This is a genomic window from Pseudomonas marginalis (assembly GCF_001645105.1).
Lineage (GTDB): Bacteria > Pseudomonadota > Gammaproteobacteria > Pseudomonadales > Pseudomonadaceae > Aquipseudomonas > Aquipseudomonas petroselini.
In genome coordinates, this window is sequence record NZ_LKEG01000038.1 from 104,159 (window position 1) to 119,821 (window position 15,663).

Below are 15,663 nucleotides of genomic sequence, written 5' to 3' on the forward strand. Positions count from 1 at the left end.
CGCCATCGGGAGCAAGCCCCCTCCCACATGAGGGCAGTGGCGGTAAATAGATCGCGTCAGTCTTCGAACTGGCGTCGCTCGGCCTCGATCGCTTCGGCCAGGGCCCGGGCTTCGTCTTCCTCATCACTCAGCGGGGGCTGTTCGAGGGCGGCGACGGCGGCGAGAAGTTTCTCGCGGGCTTCGGCCACGCCGAGGATATCTTCTTCGAGCTCAGGCTCAGGTTCGACCTCAGGCTCAACGTCCACGTTCACTTGCGCTTCAGGCTCGGCAGCACCGTCACGCAACAAATCATCAAAGTCGGTCTTGATCCCCTGCTCCATGTCGTCCAGTTCCAGCAACAATGTGTGGAAACTGGTCTCGTCCTTCGGTTCTTCCGGCTCTGCGGTCGCGTCCGCCAGTTCCTGCAGGCTCGCGGGCACCGGCGCATCGTCGAAATCGAGCACCGGCTCGGCTTCCATCTCGCGCAGTTCGGCCAGCGGCGGTAAATCGTCGAGGTTCTTCAGGTTGAAGTGGTCGAGAAACACCTTGGTGGTGGCAAACATCGCCGGTTTGCCGGGCACGTCGCGGTAACCGACGATACGGATCCACTCGCGCTCCAGCAGGGTCTTGACGATATGGCTGTTGACCGCCACGCCACGCACGTCTTCGATCTCGCCACGGGTGATCGGCTGGCGATAGGCGATCAGCGCCATGGTCTCCAGCATCGCCCGTGAATAACGCTGTGGGCGCTCTTCCCACAAGCGGCCGACCCACGGGGAAAATTTCTCACGTATCTGCAGGCGATAACCTGACGCCACCTCGCGCAATTCAAAGGCACGTCCGTCGCAGGATTTGCGCAGGATCTCCAGCGCCTTCTTGAACACCGGCGGCTCAGGGCGCTCGGCCTCCTCAAAGAGTTCGAACAAGCGCTCCAGGGATTGCGGTTTACCCGAGGCCAGGAGAAAGGCTTCCAGCAATGGGGCCAGTTCGCGGGGTTCAGTCAGATTCATCGATTCAGCTCTTTATTCGGCTCGCGCCCGCACGTGGATAGCCGCAAAAGGCTCATTCTGGACCAGCTCGACCAAGGATTCCTTCACCAACTCGAGGATCGCCATAAAGGTCACCACCACCCCCAGGCGCCCTTCTTCGGCCGTAAACAGCTCGACAAACGGCACGAAGCCGCCGCCCTTGAGGCGCTCCAGCACGTCGCTCATACGCTCACGGGTGGACAGCGCCTCGCGGCTGACCTGGTGGTGCTCAAACATGTCGCCACGGCGCAGCACCTCGGCCATGGACATCAACAATTCTTCCAGGCTCACATCCGGCAGCAACTTGCGCGCACGGGCTTCGGGGGCGTCGAGCTTGGGCACCACCACGTCGCGACCCACACGGCTCAAGCCGTCGATACCTTCGGCGGCGGCCTTGAAACGTTCGTACTCTTGCAGGCGGCGGATCAGTTCGGCGCGCGGGTCGTCCTCTTCAGCTTCGACCGTCTCCGAGCGCGGCAGCAGCATGCGCGACTTGATCTCGGCAAGCATGGCGGCCATCACCAGGTACTCGGCGGCGAGCTCCAGGCGCACCGACTGCATCAGCTCGACATAGCCCATGTACTGGCGAGTGATTTCCGCCACTGGAATGTCGAGGATGTTGATGTTCTGCTTGCGGATCAGGTACAGCAACAAGTCCAACGGACCTTCGAAGGCGTCAAGGAAGACTTCCAGCGCGTCCGGCGGAATGTACAGATCCAGCGGCATTTCCATGACCGCCTGGCCATACACCATGGCAAACGGCAGTTCCTGCTGGGCGCCTGCCTGGGGGTCGACGGTTTCCACGGCCGACATTCAGGCCTCGACCATAAACGGAGCCGGGTCGCCGCAACCCACGCGGATCACTTCCGGTTCGCCATCGGCCAGGTTGATCACGGTGGACGCCTTGCCGCCGCCGAAACCGCCGTCGATGATCAGGTCGACCTGTTTTTCCAGCAATTGGCGCATTTCGTACGGGTCTTCCAGCGGTTCGGTATCGCCGGGCATGATCAACGACACGCTCATCAGCGGCTCACCCAGCTCGGCCAACAGTGCCAGGGCGATGGGGTGCTCCGGCACCCGCAGGCCGATGGTGCGCTTCTTCGGGTGCAACAGCAGGCGCGGCACTTCGCGGGTGGCGTTCAGAATAAAGGTGTAGGGCCCTGGCGTGTGGGCCTTGAGCAGGCGGAAGGTGCCGGTGTCGACCTTGGCGAACAGCCCCAGCTGGGACAGGTCGCTGCAGATCAGCGCAAAGTTGTGCTTGTCGTCCAGTTGACGCAGACGTCTTACACGCTCGACCGCGCCTTTGTCGCCGATCTGGCAACCAATGGCGTAGGAAGAATCGGTTGGGTAGATCACCACGCCACCGGCGCGAATGATCTCGACGGCCTGTTTAATCAGGCGCGCCTGGGGGTTTTCCGGATGAATCTGGAAGAATTGACTCACGTGTTCTACCTGTTCAGACGGTGGCAATAATGGGGTCATGCTTGAATCGCCCCCACAAGAGCGGCAAGTCTTCCGGGACGGGGCGATACTCGCCGATCTCGGACCAGCCGCCTGGGCCATGAAAATCACTGCCGGCACTGACCAGCAGACCAAATTCGCGGGCAAGAATCGCCAGGCTGCCGACCTGTTCGGCGGGTTGATGCCCGTTGACCACTTCGATTGCGTGGCCGCCCGCTCCAATATAGTCGGCAATCAGCTTGCGACGCTTGCTGCGGGTGAAATCGTAATGCCAGGGATGCGCCAGGCTGACCCAGGCCCCAGAGGCGCGCAGGGTCTCGACGGTGTCTTCCAGGGTCGGCCAATGTTGCTTCACATCCCCCAACTTGCCGGCGCCCAACCACTTGCGAAAGGCTTCGGCACGGTCCTTGACGAAACCTTCCCGCACCATCCAGTCGGCAAAGTGCGGCCGGGCCGGTGCATTGCCGCTGTCACCCAGTTCCTGCTGGATGGCGCGGGCGCCTTCGAGCGCTCCAGGCATGCCTTTAAGGCTGAGCTTGCGGCTTATTTCTTCGGACCGCAGCCAGCGGCCATCGTGCAATTGGGCGATGGCCGCGACCAAAGGCGCGGCGTTTTGATCGAAACCGTAGCCGAGCACATGAATGGTGGCGCCGCCCCAGGTGCAGGACAACTCCACACCGTTGACCAGTTGCATGCCCAGTGAATGGGCGGCTTCGCGGGCTTCGTCGAGGCCTTCGAGGGTGTCGTGGTCGGTCAAGGACAGGACTCGCACGCCTTTTTCAAACGCACGCGCAACCAGTACCGCAGGCGCCAGGGCGCCGTCGGAGGCCGTGCTGTGGCAGTGCAAATCGACATTCACGGGGATGTGTAACCTCAAGTCAGCTGGCGCTTTCGCTACCAAGGATGTTTGTTATTATGCCGCCACATCCAGCTTCTGGCTCTTACTGTGAAACAATTCATCGACTTCATCCCGCTGTTGCTGTTTTTCATCGTCTACAAACTCGACCCCAGGGTCATCGATCTGGCCGGCCATGAGCTGACGTTCGGGGGCATCTACAGCGCCACCGCCGTGCTTATCATCAGCTCCGTCGTGGTCTACGGCGCCATCTTCATCTCCCAGCGCAAACTGGAAAAAAGCCAATGGCTGACCCTGGTCGCCTGCCTGGTCTTCGGCAGCCTGACCCTGGCCTTCCACAGTGAAACCTTCCTTAAATGGAAAGCCCCGGTGGTGAACTGGCTGTTCGCCCTGGCGTTCATCGGCAGCCATTTCATCGGTGACCGCCTGTTGATCAAGCGGATCATGGGCCATGCGTTGACCCTGCCGGAGCCGGTGTGGACGCGCTTGAACGTAGCCTGGATCGTGTTCTTCCTGTTCTGCGGCGCCGCCAACCTGTTCGTGGCATTCACGTTCCAGGACTACTGGGTCGACTTCAAAGTCTTCGGCAGCCTGGGCATGACCGTGCTGTTCCTGGTTGCCCAGGGTATTTACCTGTCACGTCATCTGCATGACGCCGACCCCACCACGCCAAAAACCGAGGACTGACATGCTCTACGCCATCATTGCCACCGACGTTGCCAACTCGCTGGAAAAACGCCTGAGCGTGCGCCCAGCTCACGTCGAACGGCTGAAACAGCTGCAAGCCGAAGGACGTATCGTGTTGGCCGGCCCGCATCCTGCGGTGGACAGCAATGACCCGGGCGATGCCGGTTTCACCGGTAGCCTGATCGTTGCCGAGTTCGCGTCCCTGGCCGATGCCCAGGCCTGGGCCAAGGCTGACCCTTACGTCGCGGCCGGCGTTTACGCCGACGTCGTGATCAAACCGTTCAAGCAAGTCCTGCCTTGATCAAAAGGCGTGCCGAACCTATTCGGTTCGGCGAGCGCCTAATTGCTCATTATTCTGGGTAACCTGCCGACAACGTTCTGAATATTCGTGTGGAATCAGGAGTTCCGATGCGCTTACGTCAGTTGTGTCTGTTGGCAGTGTTAATGATCGGGGCTACGGCCCACGCTGAAGAAACCTCGAACACCGGCAGTTCCACGCCCCTGTCCTTGAGTGCCGGCGCCCAGATCAGCGAGTTGCAGCAACGTTTGAAAGAAAGCGAACGCCAGCGTGAAGAACTGAGCAAGCAACTGCAAAGTGCTGACGCTACCCGCGAGAGCGCCCAATTGAATCGCCTTCGCCAAGAGAACCAACGCCTGGCCCAGCAACTCAAAGAGACACAGGGCGGGGCCTTGACCCGATGGCTGACCGAGCAACAACAGTGGTTCGTCACCGGCGGGGCCGTCGCACTGATCGCCCTGCTGTGCGGGATCTTCGCCAGCGGTGGGCACCGTCGCCGTCGACAATGGCTAAATTGAGTGAGTCATGAGCGAGCTGTTACTGATAGATGATGACCAGGAGCTCTGCGAGCTGCTGACCAGTTGGTTGAGCCAGGAAGGCTTCCAGGTGCGCGCCTGCCATGACGGCTTGAGCGCCCGCAAAGCCTTGGCCGACAGCGCCCCGGCAGCGGTGGTGCTTGACGTAATGCTGCCCGACGGCAGCGGCCTTGAGCTGCTCAAGCAATTGCGCAACGACCACCCTGAGCTGCCGGTGCTGATGCTGTCGGCCCGCGGCGAACCGCTGGACCGTATCCTCGGCCTGGAACTGGGCGCCGATGATTACCTGGCCAAGCCCTGCGACCCCCGCGAGCTCACCGCCCGCCTGCGCGCGGTACTGCGCCGCAGCCACCCGGCGGCCGTGTCTACCCAGCTGGAGCTGGGTGACCTGTGCTTCAGCCCGGTACGCGGCGTGGTCAGCATCGATGAACAGGAATTTGCGCTCACCGTCTCCGAAAGCCGATTGCTGGAAGCTTTGCTGCGCCAGCCCGGCGAACCGTTGGACAAACAGGAACTCGCGCAGATTGCCCTGGGCCGTAAGCTGACCCTTTACGATCGCAGCCTGGACATGCACGTGAGTAACCTGCGCAAAAAGATCGGCCCACACCCGGATGGCCGGCCACGGATCGTGGCGTTGCGCAGTCGCGGTTACTACTACAGCCTGTAATTTTATATTTTTGGTTGGTACAAAAAAGCCCAGCTGGCGAGCTGGGCTTTAGTTTGAGTGGGTTTTCATCGCATCCGTAGTCGCTTTGATTATTTCTTTAGCGGCTTCGACACTAATAGGTAACGGGGCTTGGAGGTCGTCCTGATCAGACTTAGGCCTGTGGTGAAAGTACCGTAGCAGAGCAATCAGAAGCAGCGTTGGAACGGTAGAAAGGGACACAATAATCGGAATATCACCCGTGCTGTGGGGGCGCACTGCGCTGAAAAAGTACCAGGCACCCGCTGAAATCCTAATATTCCCCAAAAACACAAAGCCCAGCAGCGACACATAAAATAATAAGATCAACCCGACGGTGACAGTAGTCAGCCGTTTCTCCCACCTGAATCGCCAGGACTCTCTCTTCAGATAGTCACTAATAAGGTCGGGGTTAACAGCTTCTCCTCCCGCCAAGTCGTCGCTGGTATCAATCATAAAAGCCCAATCGCCTTCAGTCTGAACTCCATGGCGGCAGTTGACACTCCAAAAGCACCCGCCAGTTTTGCGATGTCAGTAACTCTTTGCTCAAGAACCATGTGCTTCACCAGCGCGGCGGGCATCAGAAGTGCAGCAGCGAATCGATTAGCTGCAATCTCTTTTGGATCTCTAGACCTGGCACTGAATTGCTCGGATGTATCTCGGGGTGCATCCAGGTCCCCGTGCACATGGTGGCCGATCTCGTGCGCAACGGTGAAGCGCTGCCGTACCGGAGCATCCAGAAAATTATAGGTAATCAACGGTGCGCCACTTCGGAAAGAGTAATGACCACTTTCCTGTGGGCGCCAGGTTTCCGGTTCAAGTGGGGTGAGGGCTTTCACCTCTATACCCATTGACTCGGCAATCGATATTGGATTTACCGGCAACCGGCCATTCCAATGGATACGCAGGACGTCGTCTGCAGTTCTGTACTCCATACGGCCTCCTTAATATGGCTGAAAATATAACTATGCTGGATAAAAATGAGGTCGGATTCTGCACAAGTCAAGAGCTTCCGTCAAATTGTAGTTGACAGGCTAAAAACATTTCGATAAAGGAAAAAATCACAAAAAAGCTGTTCATTTATACAGTCACTTCAGTTGTGATGCCAATAGCCTGGATGCATGTTGTAGCAATTGAGCTGGACTCACCCTTTCATGTGAACAGCAGTTTTGTCAGTTCGCAACAAAACCCTCTTTACCCAAGCTTTACGCACACCTGACCGCCGCTGACCTTGATCTCCGTAATCTACTCACATCCGGACTCACCGGAATAGAGACAGGAGAATCACCATGCGCAAGACCCTTATCGCTTTGATGTTCGCCGCTGCCCTGCCGACCGTTGCCATGGCTGCAATGCCCGAAGGCCCCGGCCCAATGGGCGGCCCAGAAGGCCACATGATGGGTGGCCCGGGCCACGGCGGTGAACACGGTCCGCGCGGCAAAGGCGGCCCTTTCAGCCAACTGGACCTGAGCAAAGAGCAGCGCGAGCAGATCGGCAAACTGATGGGCGACCAATGGCATGCTCGCAAGGACCTGACCAAAAAGTACCTGGATAAACTGCCCGCTGCCGACCAGAAAGCCATGCAGGACGAAATCGCCGCCGGCAAGCAGAAAACCCAGGCTGACATCCGTGCCGTGCTGAAGCCCGATCAGCAGAAGAAATTCGACGAGATCGTCAAGAAGCAAGAACAGCGCCGCGCCGAATGGAAGGAATTCCAAGCCTGGAAAGCGCAACAGCCGCAAAAAGCGCAATAATGCCCCCGTAACGCTCCCAGCCCAGTGGCTCTCGCCACTGGGCTTTTCCTGTTTGAGGGTTTCCTGTGCGTTCATTGTTCTGGCGCATCCTGGCCAGCTTCTGGCTGGCCATCGCCTTGGTTGCCGGGTTGTCGATCCTGCTTGGGCACATGCTTAATCAAGATGCCTGGATTCTCAGCCGTCACCCCGGTCTCAATAACCTGGCCGAAGAGTGGACCCAGCTCTACGAAGCCCAAGGTGAAGACGCTGCCCAGGATTTGCTGCAACAGCGTAAACGCCAGTATCACATCGATGTGCAGGTACTGAACGAAAGCGGCGAGCCGGTGGTGCGCGGTACGTTCCCGCGCCGCGCCGCCGCTTTTGAGGCTCGGCAGAACGACAGCAATGACGGCCACCTGCCTTGGCGCCGCCTGACCGCTGAATACACCAGTGAGAAGACCGGCGACACTTACCTGTTGATCTACCGCATCCCACACCCGGAGCTGGACGAATGGCACCGCAGCAGCCTGGCATGGCCGTTAATGGCATTGGTCGTCGCCTTGGTGGTGTTGACCCTGTTCAGCCTGTTCGTCACGCTGTCCATCACGCGCCCGTTGAGCCGCCTGCGCGGTGCCGTGCATGACCTTGGCCAAGCCACCTACCAGCAAAACAGCCTGGCGCAGCTGGCCAACCGACGCGATGAGTTCGGCGTGCTGGCCACCGACTTCAACCGCATGGGTGCGCGCCTGCAAAGCCTGATCGGCAGCCAGCGCCAGTTGCTGCGCGACGTGTCCCACGAACTGCGTTCGCCCCTGGCCCGCCTGCGCATCGCCCTGGCCCTGGCCGAACGCGCCAGCCCCGAGGAACGCGAAAAACTCTGGCCTCGCCTGACCCGCGAATGTGATCGCCTGGAGGCACTGATCAGCGAGATCCTGGTATTGGCCCGCGTCGATGCCGACAACGCCAGCGCCGAAGAGATCGACCTCAACCCGTTGCTCAAGACCCTGCAAAAGGACGCCCAACTCAGCGCCCCGGACCAGGTGGTGCAGCTCACCACCGATACCGAACTGCACCTCAAGGGGTGGCCGACCATGATCGAACGGGCAGTGGATAACCTGCTGCGTAACGCCCAGCGCTTCAACCCGCCGGGCCAGCCGATCGAGTTACACGCCCACCTTCACGGCGAGCATATTGTGATCAGCGTGCGCGACCACGGCCCCGGCGTTGATGCCGAGCACCTGAGCCAATTGGGCGAACCGTTCTACCGCGCCCCTGGCCAGACCGCACAAGGCCACGGCCTGGGCCTGGCGATTGCCCGGCGCGCCGCCGAGCGCCATGGCGGCAGCCTGTTCCTGGCCAATCATGCCCAAGGCGGTTTTATCGCCAGTATCGACCTGCCGCTGGAGCCTGGGGTTGTCACACCGGCCTGATGATCTTCTATAGTGGCCCTTCTATTATGGAGGGCCTTTGATGACTGACCTGCTGACTCCCATCCAAGCCGCACTCGACCTGCCACGCACCCCGCTGACGTTGACCGAAGCCGGCGCCCTGCCCTCGACCTTTGCCGTGACCGACCTGGCCTGCGCCAGCGTCGGTGCCGCCGGCCAGGCCGTGGCCCAGTTGATCCAGCAACAGACCGGGCGATTGCCCGGCGTCAGCGTGGACCGCCGCCTCGCGTCCTTCTGGTTCTCCTCCTCGATTCGCCCGGTAGGCTGGGAAACCCCACCGCTGTGGGACCCGGTGGCTGGCGACTACGCCAGCGCCGATGGCTGGATTCGCCTGCACACCAACGCGCCCCATCACCGCGCCGCCGCCGAGCGGGTGTTGGGAAAAGCCGCCGACCGCAGCGAGATGGCCGCCTATGTTGCCAAGTGGAAGGCTGCTGAGTTGGAGCAGGCGATTGTCGATGAGGGTGGCTGCGCGGCGCAGATGCGTTCGTGGCAGGCATGGCAGTCGCATCCCCAAGGGTTGGCGGTGAATGCCGAGGCGTTGGTGCAGCGCCAGACCTATCAAACCACCCCCGACAAAGCCTGGCTCGGCTCGGTGGCGCGGCCGCTGGCGGGCCTCAAGGTCCTGGACCTGACCCGCGTACTGGCCGGCCCCGTGGCCAGTCGTTTTCTCGCGGGCCTGGGCGCCGATGTGCTGCGCATCGACTCCCCGAGCTGGAACGAACCTGGCGTGGTGCCGGAAATGACCCTGGGCAAACGCTGCGCCCGCCTGGATCTCAAGAGTGCCGAAGGCCGCCGGATTTTCGCCAGCCTCCTCCAAGACACCGACATCCTGTTCCACGGCTACCGCGCCGACGCCCTGGAGCAACTGGGCTACACCGCCAGCACCCTGCAAACCCTCGCCCCAGGCCTGATCGACGTGAGCCTGAACGCCTACGGCTGGAGCGGCCCGTGGCGCAATCGCCGGGGTTTCGACAGCCTGGTGCAGATGAGCTGCGGGATTGCCGCGGCGGGCATGGCCTGGAAACAAGCGGACAAACCGGTGCCGCTGCCGTTGCAGGCGCTGGATCACGCCACGGGGTACTTGATGGCGGCCAGTGCGCTTCAAGCCTTGAGCGAACGCTTGAAATCCGGGCGTGGCGGTTCGGCGCGGTTGTCGTTGGCGCGTACGGCAAAATTGTTGGTGGAGGCAGGACAGGTGCCGGAGCAGCCGGCGTTGCGAGCCGAGGAAGCGAGCGATCAAGGGCTGGTGGTTGAACAGACCGCGTGGGGCCCGGCGCATCGTTTGCTTGCGCCGGTGACCATCAGCGGTACACCGTTGCAGTGGGATCTGGCGGCAGGCGAATTGGGGTCACACCGGGCGCAGTGGTGAACCGACTGCCGCCATCGGGGGCAAGCCTCCTCCCACATTTTGACCACATTCCAACAGATGTACCCGGTCAAGTGTGGGAGCTGGCTTGCCTGCGATGAGGCCAGTAAAGACAGTATCAATCTGACCGCTGCAACGACGTCCACAAATGCTGCGCCGCATACGCCCTCAGCGGCCGCCACGCCTCAGCCCGCGCCAACAACTGCCGTGCAGACACCGGCCCGCCCTCCAGCGCCGCCAGCGCATTGATCAGCCCGATATCCCCCGACGCAAACGCATCCGCTTCGCGCATCTGGCGCAGGGCGATGTACTGCGCCGTCCAATCGCCAATCCCCGGCAACGCGACCAGCCTGGTGATGCCCTCCTTGAGGCTGGCCTTGGGTTCGAACACCTCAGGATCATCCAGCAATGCCTGGGCGACACCTGACAACGTGCGCCCACGCGCCTTGGGCATGCCAAGGCTGGCCAGGTCCGCCACGGCCAAGACTTCAGCCGTGGGGAACACATGGGTGATACCGGCGTAAGGCGTTTCCAGCGGTTGGCCGTAGTGCGCCACCAACTTGCCCGCCAGGCGAATGGCCGCCACCACGGTGATCTGCTGGCCCAGCACTGCACGAATCGCCAGCTCCAGCCCGTCCCAGGTGCCCGGTACGCGCAAGCCCGGACGGGCCGCAACCAACCGGGCCATCAATGGGTCGGTCGCCAGCTGCGCATTGATCTGCTGGGGTTGGGCGTCCAGATCAAACATCTTGCGCAGGCGGCGCTCGATCTCGGGCAACGCCGCCCCCTCTGGAAACTCCACGCCCACATCCAACCCATCGCCAGTCCCCGGCGCCACACTGATCCAGCCATGCCGTCCCTCGACGCTGATGCTGCGCCGATACACGCCCGCCTCCACGGTCTCCATCCCAGCGATCGCCCGTGCCGACAGAAAGCCCAACATCGCCGCCCAGTCATACGGCGGCTGATACGCCAATCTCACAACGACAACACCCCGCTGTACAACCCATATGCCGCCAGCCCCGCGCCGGTGACCACACAGCTGAAAATGCCTTTTTCCAGGTGGGTAAACAAGGGCTGGCCCTGCTCACGCTTGGCCAGGGCAAACAGGATCACGCCCGGTGCATACAGCAACGCCGACAGCAGCAGGTACTTCAAACCGCCGGCGTAGAGCAGCCACACCGCGTAGCCGAGGGCAACCAGGCCAACCAGCAAGTCCTTCATGCGCTGGCCGTGGGCGCCTTCGTAGGTTTCGCCGCGCCCACTCAACAACACGGCATAGGCCGCCGACCACAGGTACGGCACCAGGATCATCGACGAGGCGAGGTAAATCAGGGTGGTGTAGGTGCTGTGGGAAAACAGCGTGATCACCAGGAAAACCTGGATCATCACATTGGTCAGCCACAACGCGTTGACCGGCACCTGGTTGGCGTTTTCCTTTTTCAGGAAGGCCGGCATGGTCTTGTCCTGGGCCGTGGCATAGAGGATTTCGGCGCAAAGCAACGCCCAGGACAGCAAGGCGCCGAGCAGGGAAACCGCCAAGCCAATGCTGATCGCCATCGCGCCCCAGGGGCCGACAATATGTTCGAGCACGCCGGCCAGGGACGGGTTCTGCAATTGCGCAAGTTCCGGCTGGCTCATGATCCCCAGGGACAGTACGTTCACCAGCACCAGCAAGGCCAGCACCCCAAGAAAACCGATCACCGTGGCGCGGCCCACGTCCGAGCGTTTCTCCGCCCGCGCCGAATACACGCTGGCGCCTTCGATACCAATAAACACAAATACGGTGACCAGCATCATGTTGCGCACCTGGTCCACCACGTTGCCGATGTTCGGGTTGCCCAGGCCCCAGATATCCCGAGTGAAAATATCGGCCTTGAACGCCACACCCGCGATCACGATAAACATCAGCAACGGTACGATCTTCGCCACGGTGGTGATCTGGTTGATGAACGCCGCCTCCTTGATCCCGCGCAGCACTAGGAAATGCACGGCCCACAGCAGCAACGACGCACACCCAATGGCCACCGGCGTGTTGCCCTGGCCGAACAGCGGAAAAAAGTAACCCAGGGTACTGAACAGCAACACGAAGTAACCGACGTTGCCCATCCATGCACTGATCCAATAGCCCCAGGCCGACGAGAACCCCATGTAGTCACCGAAGCCCGCCTTTGCGTAGGCATACACGCCCGAATCCAGGTTGGGTTTGCGATTGGCCAGGGTCTGGAACACGAACGCGAGGGTCAGCATACCGACGGCGGTGATCGCCCAGCCGATCAACACCGCCCCCACCTCGGCACGCGCGGCCATATTCTGCGGCAACGAAAAAATCCCACCGCCGATCATCGACCCCACCACCAGGGCAATCAGGGCGCTGAGTCGAAGTTTTTGAACGGGTTGAGACATGAACACTCCTGATTAAATAAAAGTTTTGACTGATAACTGCGCACTCAACTGATTAATCCAGCGCGTGTAGCGTTATTAGGGGCCGCGATAAAATTACCCTGCTCATAATCGAGCGGCATGACAGTTTATATATTTTAAGCTTATTTATAATTTAAATACGGACGATCATTCGTCGCATCCAAGCTACTTACTGTCGCATTCCCGGAAAGTTTGCACATTCCTGAAAAAGGTCTAGTTTAAATCCTCCATACGCAGCACTAAATATTAATCAACACGCAGAGATCGCTCTGGAACGCGCCTTTGCGCGGAAAACCATTGCCAAGACTTTCCACCCTAAGTCATTAATTCACAATGGAATGTGCCAATGAAGTGATCTGAGTCAGCTGTTTGATTAGCGCACGGATTTATTCTGTGGTCTCTCTTCTCCTGCATTGGAGTTATGCGATGTCTGAATCTCCCGGAAAACTTCGATTGGGCGCACTGGTTGCACTTGTCGTCGGCTCAATGATTGGCGGCGGGATCTTTTCACTCCCGCAAAATATGGCCGCCAGTGCCGATGTCGGTGCGGTATTGATTGGTTGGGTGATTACCGCCATCGGCATGTTGACCCTCGCCTTTGTGTTCCAGACCCTCGCCAACCGCAAGCCCGACCTCGACGGCGGGGTGTACGCCTATGCCAAGGCCGGTTTCGGCGACTACATGGGCTTTTCATCAGCCTGGGGCTACTGGATCAGCGCGTGGCTGGGCAACGTTGGCTACTTCGTGTTGCTGTTCAGCACCCTCGGTTATTTCTTCCCGATCTTTGGCGAAGGCAATACGCCGGCGGCGGTGATCGGTGCTTCGGTGCTGCTGTGGGCCGTGCATTTCCTGGTGCTTCGCGGCATCAAGGAAGCCGCGTTCATCAACCTGGTGACTACCGTCGCCAAGGTGGTGCCGCTGGTGCTGTTCGTGCTGATCGCCGTGTTCGCGTTCAAGCTGGATATCTTTACCGCTGACATCTGGGGCGTGAAAAACCCGGACCTGGGCAGCGTGATGAACCAGGTGCGCAACATGATGCTGGTCACCGTGTGGGTGTTTATCGGCATCGAAGGCGCGAGCATCTTCTCGTCCCGTGCGGAAAAACGCTCTGACGTCGGCAAGGCTACCGTCATCGGTTTTATCACCGTGCTGCTGTTCCTGATGCTGGTGAACGTGTTGTCCCTGGGCATCATGACCCAACCGGAACTGGCCAAGCTGCAGAACCCGTCGATGGCCGCCGTGCTGGAGCATGTGGTGGGCCACTGGGGCGCGGTGCTGATCAGCGTCGGCTTGATCATCTCGCTGCTGGGGGCGCTGCTGTCGTGGGTGCTGCTGTGTGCGGAGATCATGTTCGCCGCCGCCAAGGACCACACCATGCCGGAGTTCCTGCGCAAGGAAAACGCCAACCACGTACCGGTCAACGCGCTGTGGCTGACCAACGCGATGGTCCAGATTTTCCTGGTGATCACGCTGTTTTCCGCCAGCACTTACCTGTCGCTGATCTACCTCGCCACCTCAATGATCCTGGTGCCTTACCTGTGGTCGGCGGCCTACGCCCTGCTGCTGGCGGTGCGCGGCGAAACCTACGAAACCGCCCTGGCCGAGCGCAAGAAGGACCTGTTCATCGGCGCCGTCGCGCTGATCTACGCGGTCTGGCTGCTCTATGCCGGCGGCACCAAATACCTGCTGCTCTCGGCCCTGCTCTACGCCCCCGGCGCGATCCTGTTCGCCAAGGCCAAGCGTGAACTGGGCAAACCGATTTTCACCAACGTCGAGAAGCTGATTTTCGCTGCAGTGGTCGCAGGCGCCCTGGTGGCTGCTTATGGCCTCTACGACGGCTTCCTGACCTTGTAATTGTGTCTCACTGGAGGATCTGTAATGACCACGGAAAAAGTGAAGTACGGCGTACATTCCGAAGCCGGCAAACTGCGCAAAGTCATGGTGTGCTCCCCAGGTTTGGCCCATCAGCGGCTGACCCCCAATAACTGCGATGAACTGCTGTTCGATGACGTGCTCTGGGTGGCCCAGGCCAAGCGCGACCACTTCGACTTCGTCACCAAGATGCGCGAGCGGGACATTGATGTGCTGGAAATGCACAACCTGCTCACCGACATCGTCGCCATCCCCGAAGCCCTGGACTGGATCCTGGAGCGCAAGATCACCTCCAACACCGTAGGCCTGGGCCTGGTCGAGGAAGTCAGTTCGTGGCTGCGCAGCCTGGAGCCGCGCAAGATCGCCGAGTTCCTGATCGGTGGCGTGTCGGCCGATGACCTGCCAAGCAGCTTCGGTGGCAAGACCATCGAGATGTTCCGCGACTTCCTCGGCCACGCCAGTTTCATTCTGCCGCCGCTGCCCAACACCCAGTTCACCCGCGACACCACCTGCTGGATCTACGGCGGTGTGACGCTCAACCCGATGTACTGGCCGGCGCGACGCCAGGAAACCCTGCTGGCCAGCGCCATCTACAAATTCCACCCGGAGTTCACCCACGCGGACTTCCAGATCTGGTACGGCGATCCCGACCAGGAACACGGTGCCGCCACGCTGGAAGGCGGCGACGTCATGCCGATTGGCAATGGCGTGGTGTTGATCGGCATGGGCGAGCGCTCGTCCCACCAGGCCATCGGCCAACTGGCGCGCAACCTGTTCAAGAACAAAGCCGTGGAACGCGTGATCGTGGCCGGCCTGCCGAAATCCCGCGCAGCGATGCACCTGGACACGGTGTTCAGCTTCTGCGACCGCGACCTGGTCACCGTCTTCCCTGAAGTGGTCAACCAGATCGTGCCCTTCACCCTGCGTCCAGATGACAGCAAGCCGCACGGCATCGACATTCAACGGGAGAAATCCAACTTCCTCGACACCGTCGCCGCAGCCCTCAACCTCAAGGCGCTGCGCGTGGTCGAGACCGGCGGCAACAGCTTCGCCGCCGAACGCGAGCAATGGGACGACGGCAACAACGTGGTGGCCGTGGAGCCTGGCGTGGTGATCGGCTACGACCGCAACACCTACACCAACACCCTGCTGCGCAAGGCGGGCGTGGAAGTGATCACCATCAGCGCCGGTGAACTCGGCCGTGGCCGCGGCGGCGGCCACTGCATGACCTGCCCGATCATCCGCGACCCTATCGACTATTAATTTCCAGGCCTTGGCCGTCGCCCATAA

The 15,663-nt window shown here is 60.7% G+C and carries 17 protein-coding genes; 9 read left to right on the forward strand and 8 right to left on the reverse strand.

Annotated elements, in window-relative coordinates; translation table 11 throughout:
* Positions 1 to 56: 56 nt before the first annotated feature.
* From scpB to AO064_RS14005, 4 genes are all read right to left on the reverse strand, one after another.
* Positions 57 to 989: an SMC-Scp complex subunit ScpB gene (scpB, locus tag AO064_RS13990; protein WP_064053721.1), complete on the reverse strand. Its 933-nt coding sequence runs from the start codon at positions 987 to 989 to the stop codon at positions 57 to 59.
* A gap of 12 nt (positions 990 to 1,001) precedes the next feature.
* Positions 1,002 to 1,700, reverse strand: coding sequence for a segregation and condensation protein A (locus tag AO064_RS13995; protein WP_173390412.1), 699 nt, complete (start codon positions 1,698 to 1,700; stop codon positions 1,002 to 1,004).
* A 120-nt stretch (positions 1,701 to 1,820) separates the two neighbouring features.
* Positions 1,821 to 2,450 carry an L-threonylcarbamoyladenylate synthase gene (locus AO064_RS14000; RefSeq protein WP_015885581.1) on the reverse strand — a complete coding sequence of 210 codons (630 nt, stop codon included), beginning with the start codon at positions 2,448 to 2,450 and terminating at the stop codon, positions 1,821 to 1,823.
* A gap of 13 nt (positions 2,451 to 2,463) precedes the next feature.
* Positions 2,464 to 3,327, reverse strand: a complete 864-nt coding sequence (locus tag AO064_RS14005; protein WP_015885582.1) for a PHP domain-containing protein — start codon at positions 3,325 to 3,327, stop codon at positions 2,464 to 2,466.
* 87 nt (positions 3,328 to 3,414) lie between these two features.
* Between AO064_RS14005 and AO064_RS14010 the strand changes: the two genes are divergently transcribed.
* The 4 genes from AO064_RS14010 to AO064_RS14025 all read left to right on the forward strand — a co-directional run bounded on the left by AO064_RS14010 (position 3,415) and on the right by AO064_RS14025 (position 5,512).
* A complete protein-coding gene (locus tag AO064_RS14010) occupies positions 3,415 to 4,011 on the forward strand; it encodes a septation protein A (protein WP_015885583.1) in 597 nt (198 codons plus the stop codon).
* Position 4,012: 1 nt separating this feature from the next.
* The gene (locus AO064_RS14015) at positions 4,013 to 4,312 is read left to right on the forward strand and encodes a YciI family protein (RefSeq protein WP_015885584.1); all 300 of its coding nucleotides are present in this window, start codon (positions 4,013 to 4,015) and stop codon (positions 4,310 to 4,312) included.
* Between the two features lie 107 nt (positions 4,313 to 4,419).
* Entirely contained in the window at positions 4,420 to 4,827 is a 408-nt protein-coding gene (locus AO064_RS14020) for an SH3 domain-containing protein (protein ID WP_046035291.1), read from the forward strand.
* A gap of 7 nt (positions 4,828 to 4,834) precedes the next feature.
* The gene (locus AO064_RS14025; RefSeq protein ID WP_003193803.1) at positions 4,835 to 5,512 is read left to right on the forward strand and encodes a response regulator transcription factor; all 678 of its coding nucleotides are present in this window, start codon (positions 4,835 to 4,837) and stop codon (positions 5,510 to 5,512) included.
* A 48-nt stretch (positions 5,513 to 5,560) separates the two neighbouring features.
* Here the strand turns inward: AO064_RS14025 and AO064_RS14030 are convergent, their stop codons facing one another.
* Together AO064_RS14030 and AO064_RS14035 are read right to left on the reverse strand one after the other, a co-directional pair.
* Positions 5,561 to 5,983: a hypothetical protein gene (locus tag AO064_RS14030; RefSeq protein WP_064053722.1), complete on the reverse strand. Its 423-nt coding sequence runs from the start codon at positions 5,981 to 5,983 to the stop codon at positions 5,561 to 5,563.
* Positions 5,980 to 6,462: an ImmA/IrrE family metallo-endopeptidase gene (locus tag AO064_RS14035; RefSeq protein WP_064053723.1), complete on the reverse strand. Its 483-nt coding sequence runs from the start codon at positions 6,460 to 6,462 to the stop codon at positions 5,980 to 5,982. Before AO064_RS14035 ends, AO064_RS14030 begins: the two co-directional genes overlap by 4 nt.
* A 354-nt stretch (positions 6,463 to 6,816) precedes the next feature.
* Here AO064_RS14035 and AO064_RS14040 point away from each other — a divergent pair, with 354 nt between their 5' ends.
* The 3 genes from AO064_RS14040 (at position 6,817) to AO064_RS14050 (ending at position 10,080) form a co-directional block, all read left to right on the forward strand.
* Entirely contained in the window at positions 6,817 to 7,281 is a 465-nt protein-coding gene (locus tag AO064_RS14040) for a hypothetical protein (RefSeq protein WP_015885586.1), read from the forward strand.
* A gap of 65 nt (positions 7,282 to 7,346) precedes the next feature.
* Positions 7,347 to 8,690, forward strand: a complete 1,344-nt coding sequence (locus tag AO064_RS14045) for a sensor histidine kinase (RefSeq protein ID WP_046035290.1) — start codon at positions 7,347 to 7,349, stop codon at positions 8,688 to 8,690.
* 40 nt (positions 8,691 to 8,730) lie between these two features.
* Entirely contained in the window at positions 8,731 to 10,080 is a 1,350-nt protein-coding gene (locus AO064_RS14050; protein ID WP_064053724.1) for a CoA transferase, read from the forward strand.
* 115 nt (positions 10,081 to 10,195) lie between these two features.
* Here AO064_RS14050 and AO064_RS14055 read toward each other — a convergent pair whose 3' ends face one another.
* Together AO064_RS14055 and arcD (AO064_RS14060) are read right to left on the reverse strand one after the other, a co-directional pair.
* The gene (locus AO064_RS14055) at positions 10,196 to 11,059 is read right to left on the reverse strand and encodes a DNA-3-methyladenine glycosylase family protein (RefSeq protein WP_064053725.1); all 864 of its coding nucleotides are present in this window, start codon (positions 11,057 to 11,059) and stop codon (positions 10,196 to 10,198) included.
* Complete coding sequence (gene arcD / locus AO064_RS14060; RefSeq protein ID WP_064053726.1) at positions 11,056 to 12,483, reverse strand: arginine-ornithine antiporter; 1,428 nt, start codon at positions 12,481 to 12,483, stop codon at positions 11,056 to 11,058. Before arcD (AO064_RS14060) ends, AO064_RS14055 begins: the two co-directional genes overlap by 4 nt.
* Before the next feature lie 444 nt (positions 12,484 to 12,927).
* Between arcD (AO064_RS14060) and arcD (AO064_RS14065) the strand changes: the two genes are divergently transcribed.
* Together arcD (AO064_RS14065) and arcA are read left to right on the forward strand one after the other, a co-directional pair.
* Complete coding sequence (arcD, locus tag AO064_RS14065; RefSeq protein WP_043205814.1) at positions 12,928 to 14,355, forward strand: arginine-ornithine antiporter; 1,428 nt, start codon at positions 12,928 to 12,930, stop codon at positions 14,353 to 14,355.
* Between the two features lie 24 nt (positions 14,356 to 14,379).
* Entirely contained in the window at positions 14,380 to 15,636 is a 1,257-nt protein-coding gene (gene arcA / locus AO064_RS14070) for an arginine deiminase (RefSeq protein ID WP_064053727.1), read from the forward strand.
* Positions 15,637 to 15,663: the final 27 nt, after the last annotated feature.

What these genes read in the sequence shown, in the direction of transcription:
- AO064_RS14040 (WP_015885586.1), top strand. Translation starts at nt 6,817, where the DNA reads ATGCGCAAGACCCTTATCGCTTTGATGTTCGCCGCTGCCCTGCCGACC.
- scpB (WP_064053721.1), bottom strand. Translation starts at nt 989, where the DNA reads ATGAATCTGACTGAACCCCGCGAACTGGCCCCATTGCTGGAAGCCTTT.
- AO064_RS14030 (WP_064053722.1), bottom strand. Translation starts at nt 5,983, where the DNA reads ATGATTGATACCAGCGACGACTTGGCGGGAGGAGAAGCTGTTAACCCC.
- AO064_RS14025 (WP_003193803.1), top strand. Translation starts at nt 4,835, where the DNA reads ATGAGCGAGCTGTTACTGATAGATGATGACCAGGAGCTCTGCGAGCTG.
- arcA (WP_064053727.1), top strand. Translation starts at nt 14,380, where the DNA reads ATGACCACGGAAAAAGTGAAGTACGGCGTACATTCCGAAGCCGGCAAA.
- AO064_RS14020 (WP_046035291.1), top strand. Translation starts at nt 4,420, where the DNA reads ATGCGCTTACGTCAGTTGTGTCTGTTGGCAGTGTTAATGATCGGGGCT.
- arcD (WP_064053726.1), bottom strand. Translation starts at nt 12,483, where the DNA reads ATGTCTCAACCCGTTCAAAAACTTCGACTCAGCGCCCTGATTGCCCTG.
- AO064_RS14015 (WP_015885584.1), top strand. Translation starts at nt 4,013, where the DNA reads ATGCTCTACGCCATCATTGCCACCGACGTTGCCAACTCGCTGGAAAAA.
- AO064_RS14050 (WP_064053724.1), top strand. Translation starts at nt 8,731, where the DNA reads ATGACTGACCTGCTGACTCCCATCCAAGCCGCACTCGACCTGCCACGC.
- AO064_RS14035 (WP_064053723.1), bottom strand. Translation starts at nt 6,462, where the DNA reads ATGGAGTACAGAACTGCAGACGACGTCCTGCGTATCCATTGGAATGGC.
- arcD (WP_043205814.1), top strand. Translation starts at nt 12,928, where the DNA reads ATGTCTGAATCTCCCGGAAAACTTCGATTGGGCGCACTGGTTGCACTT.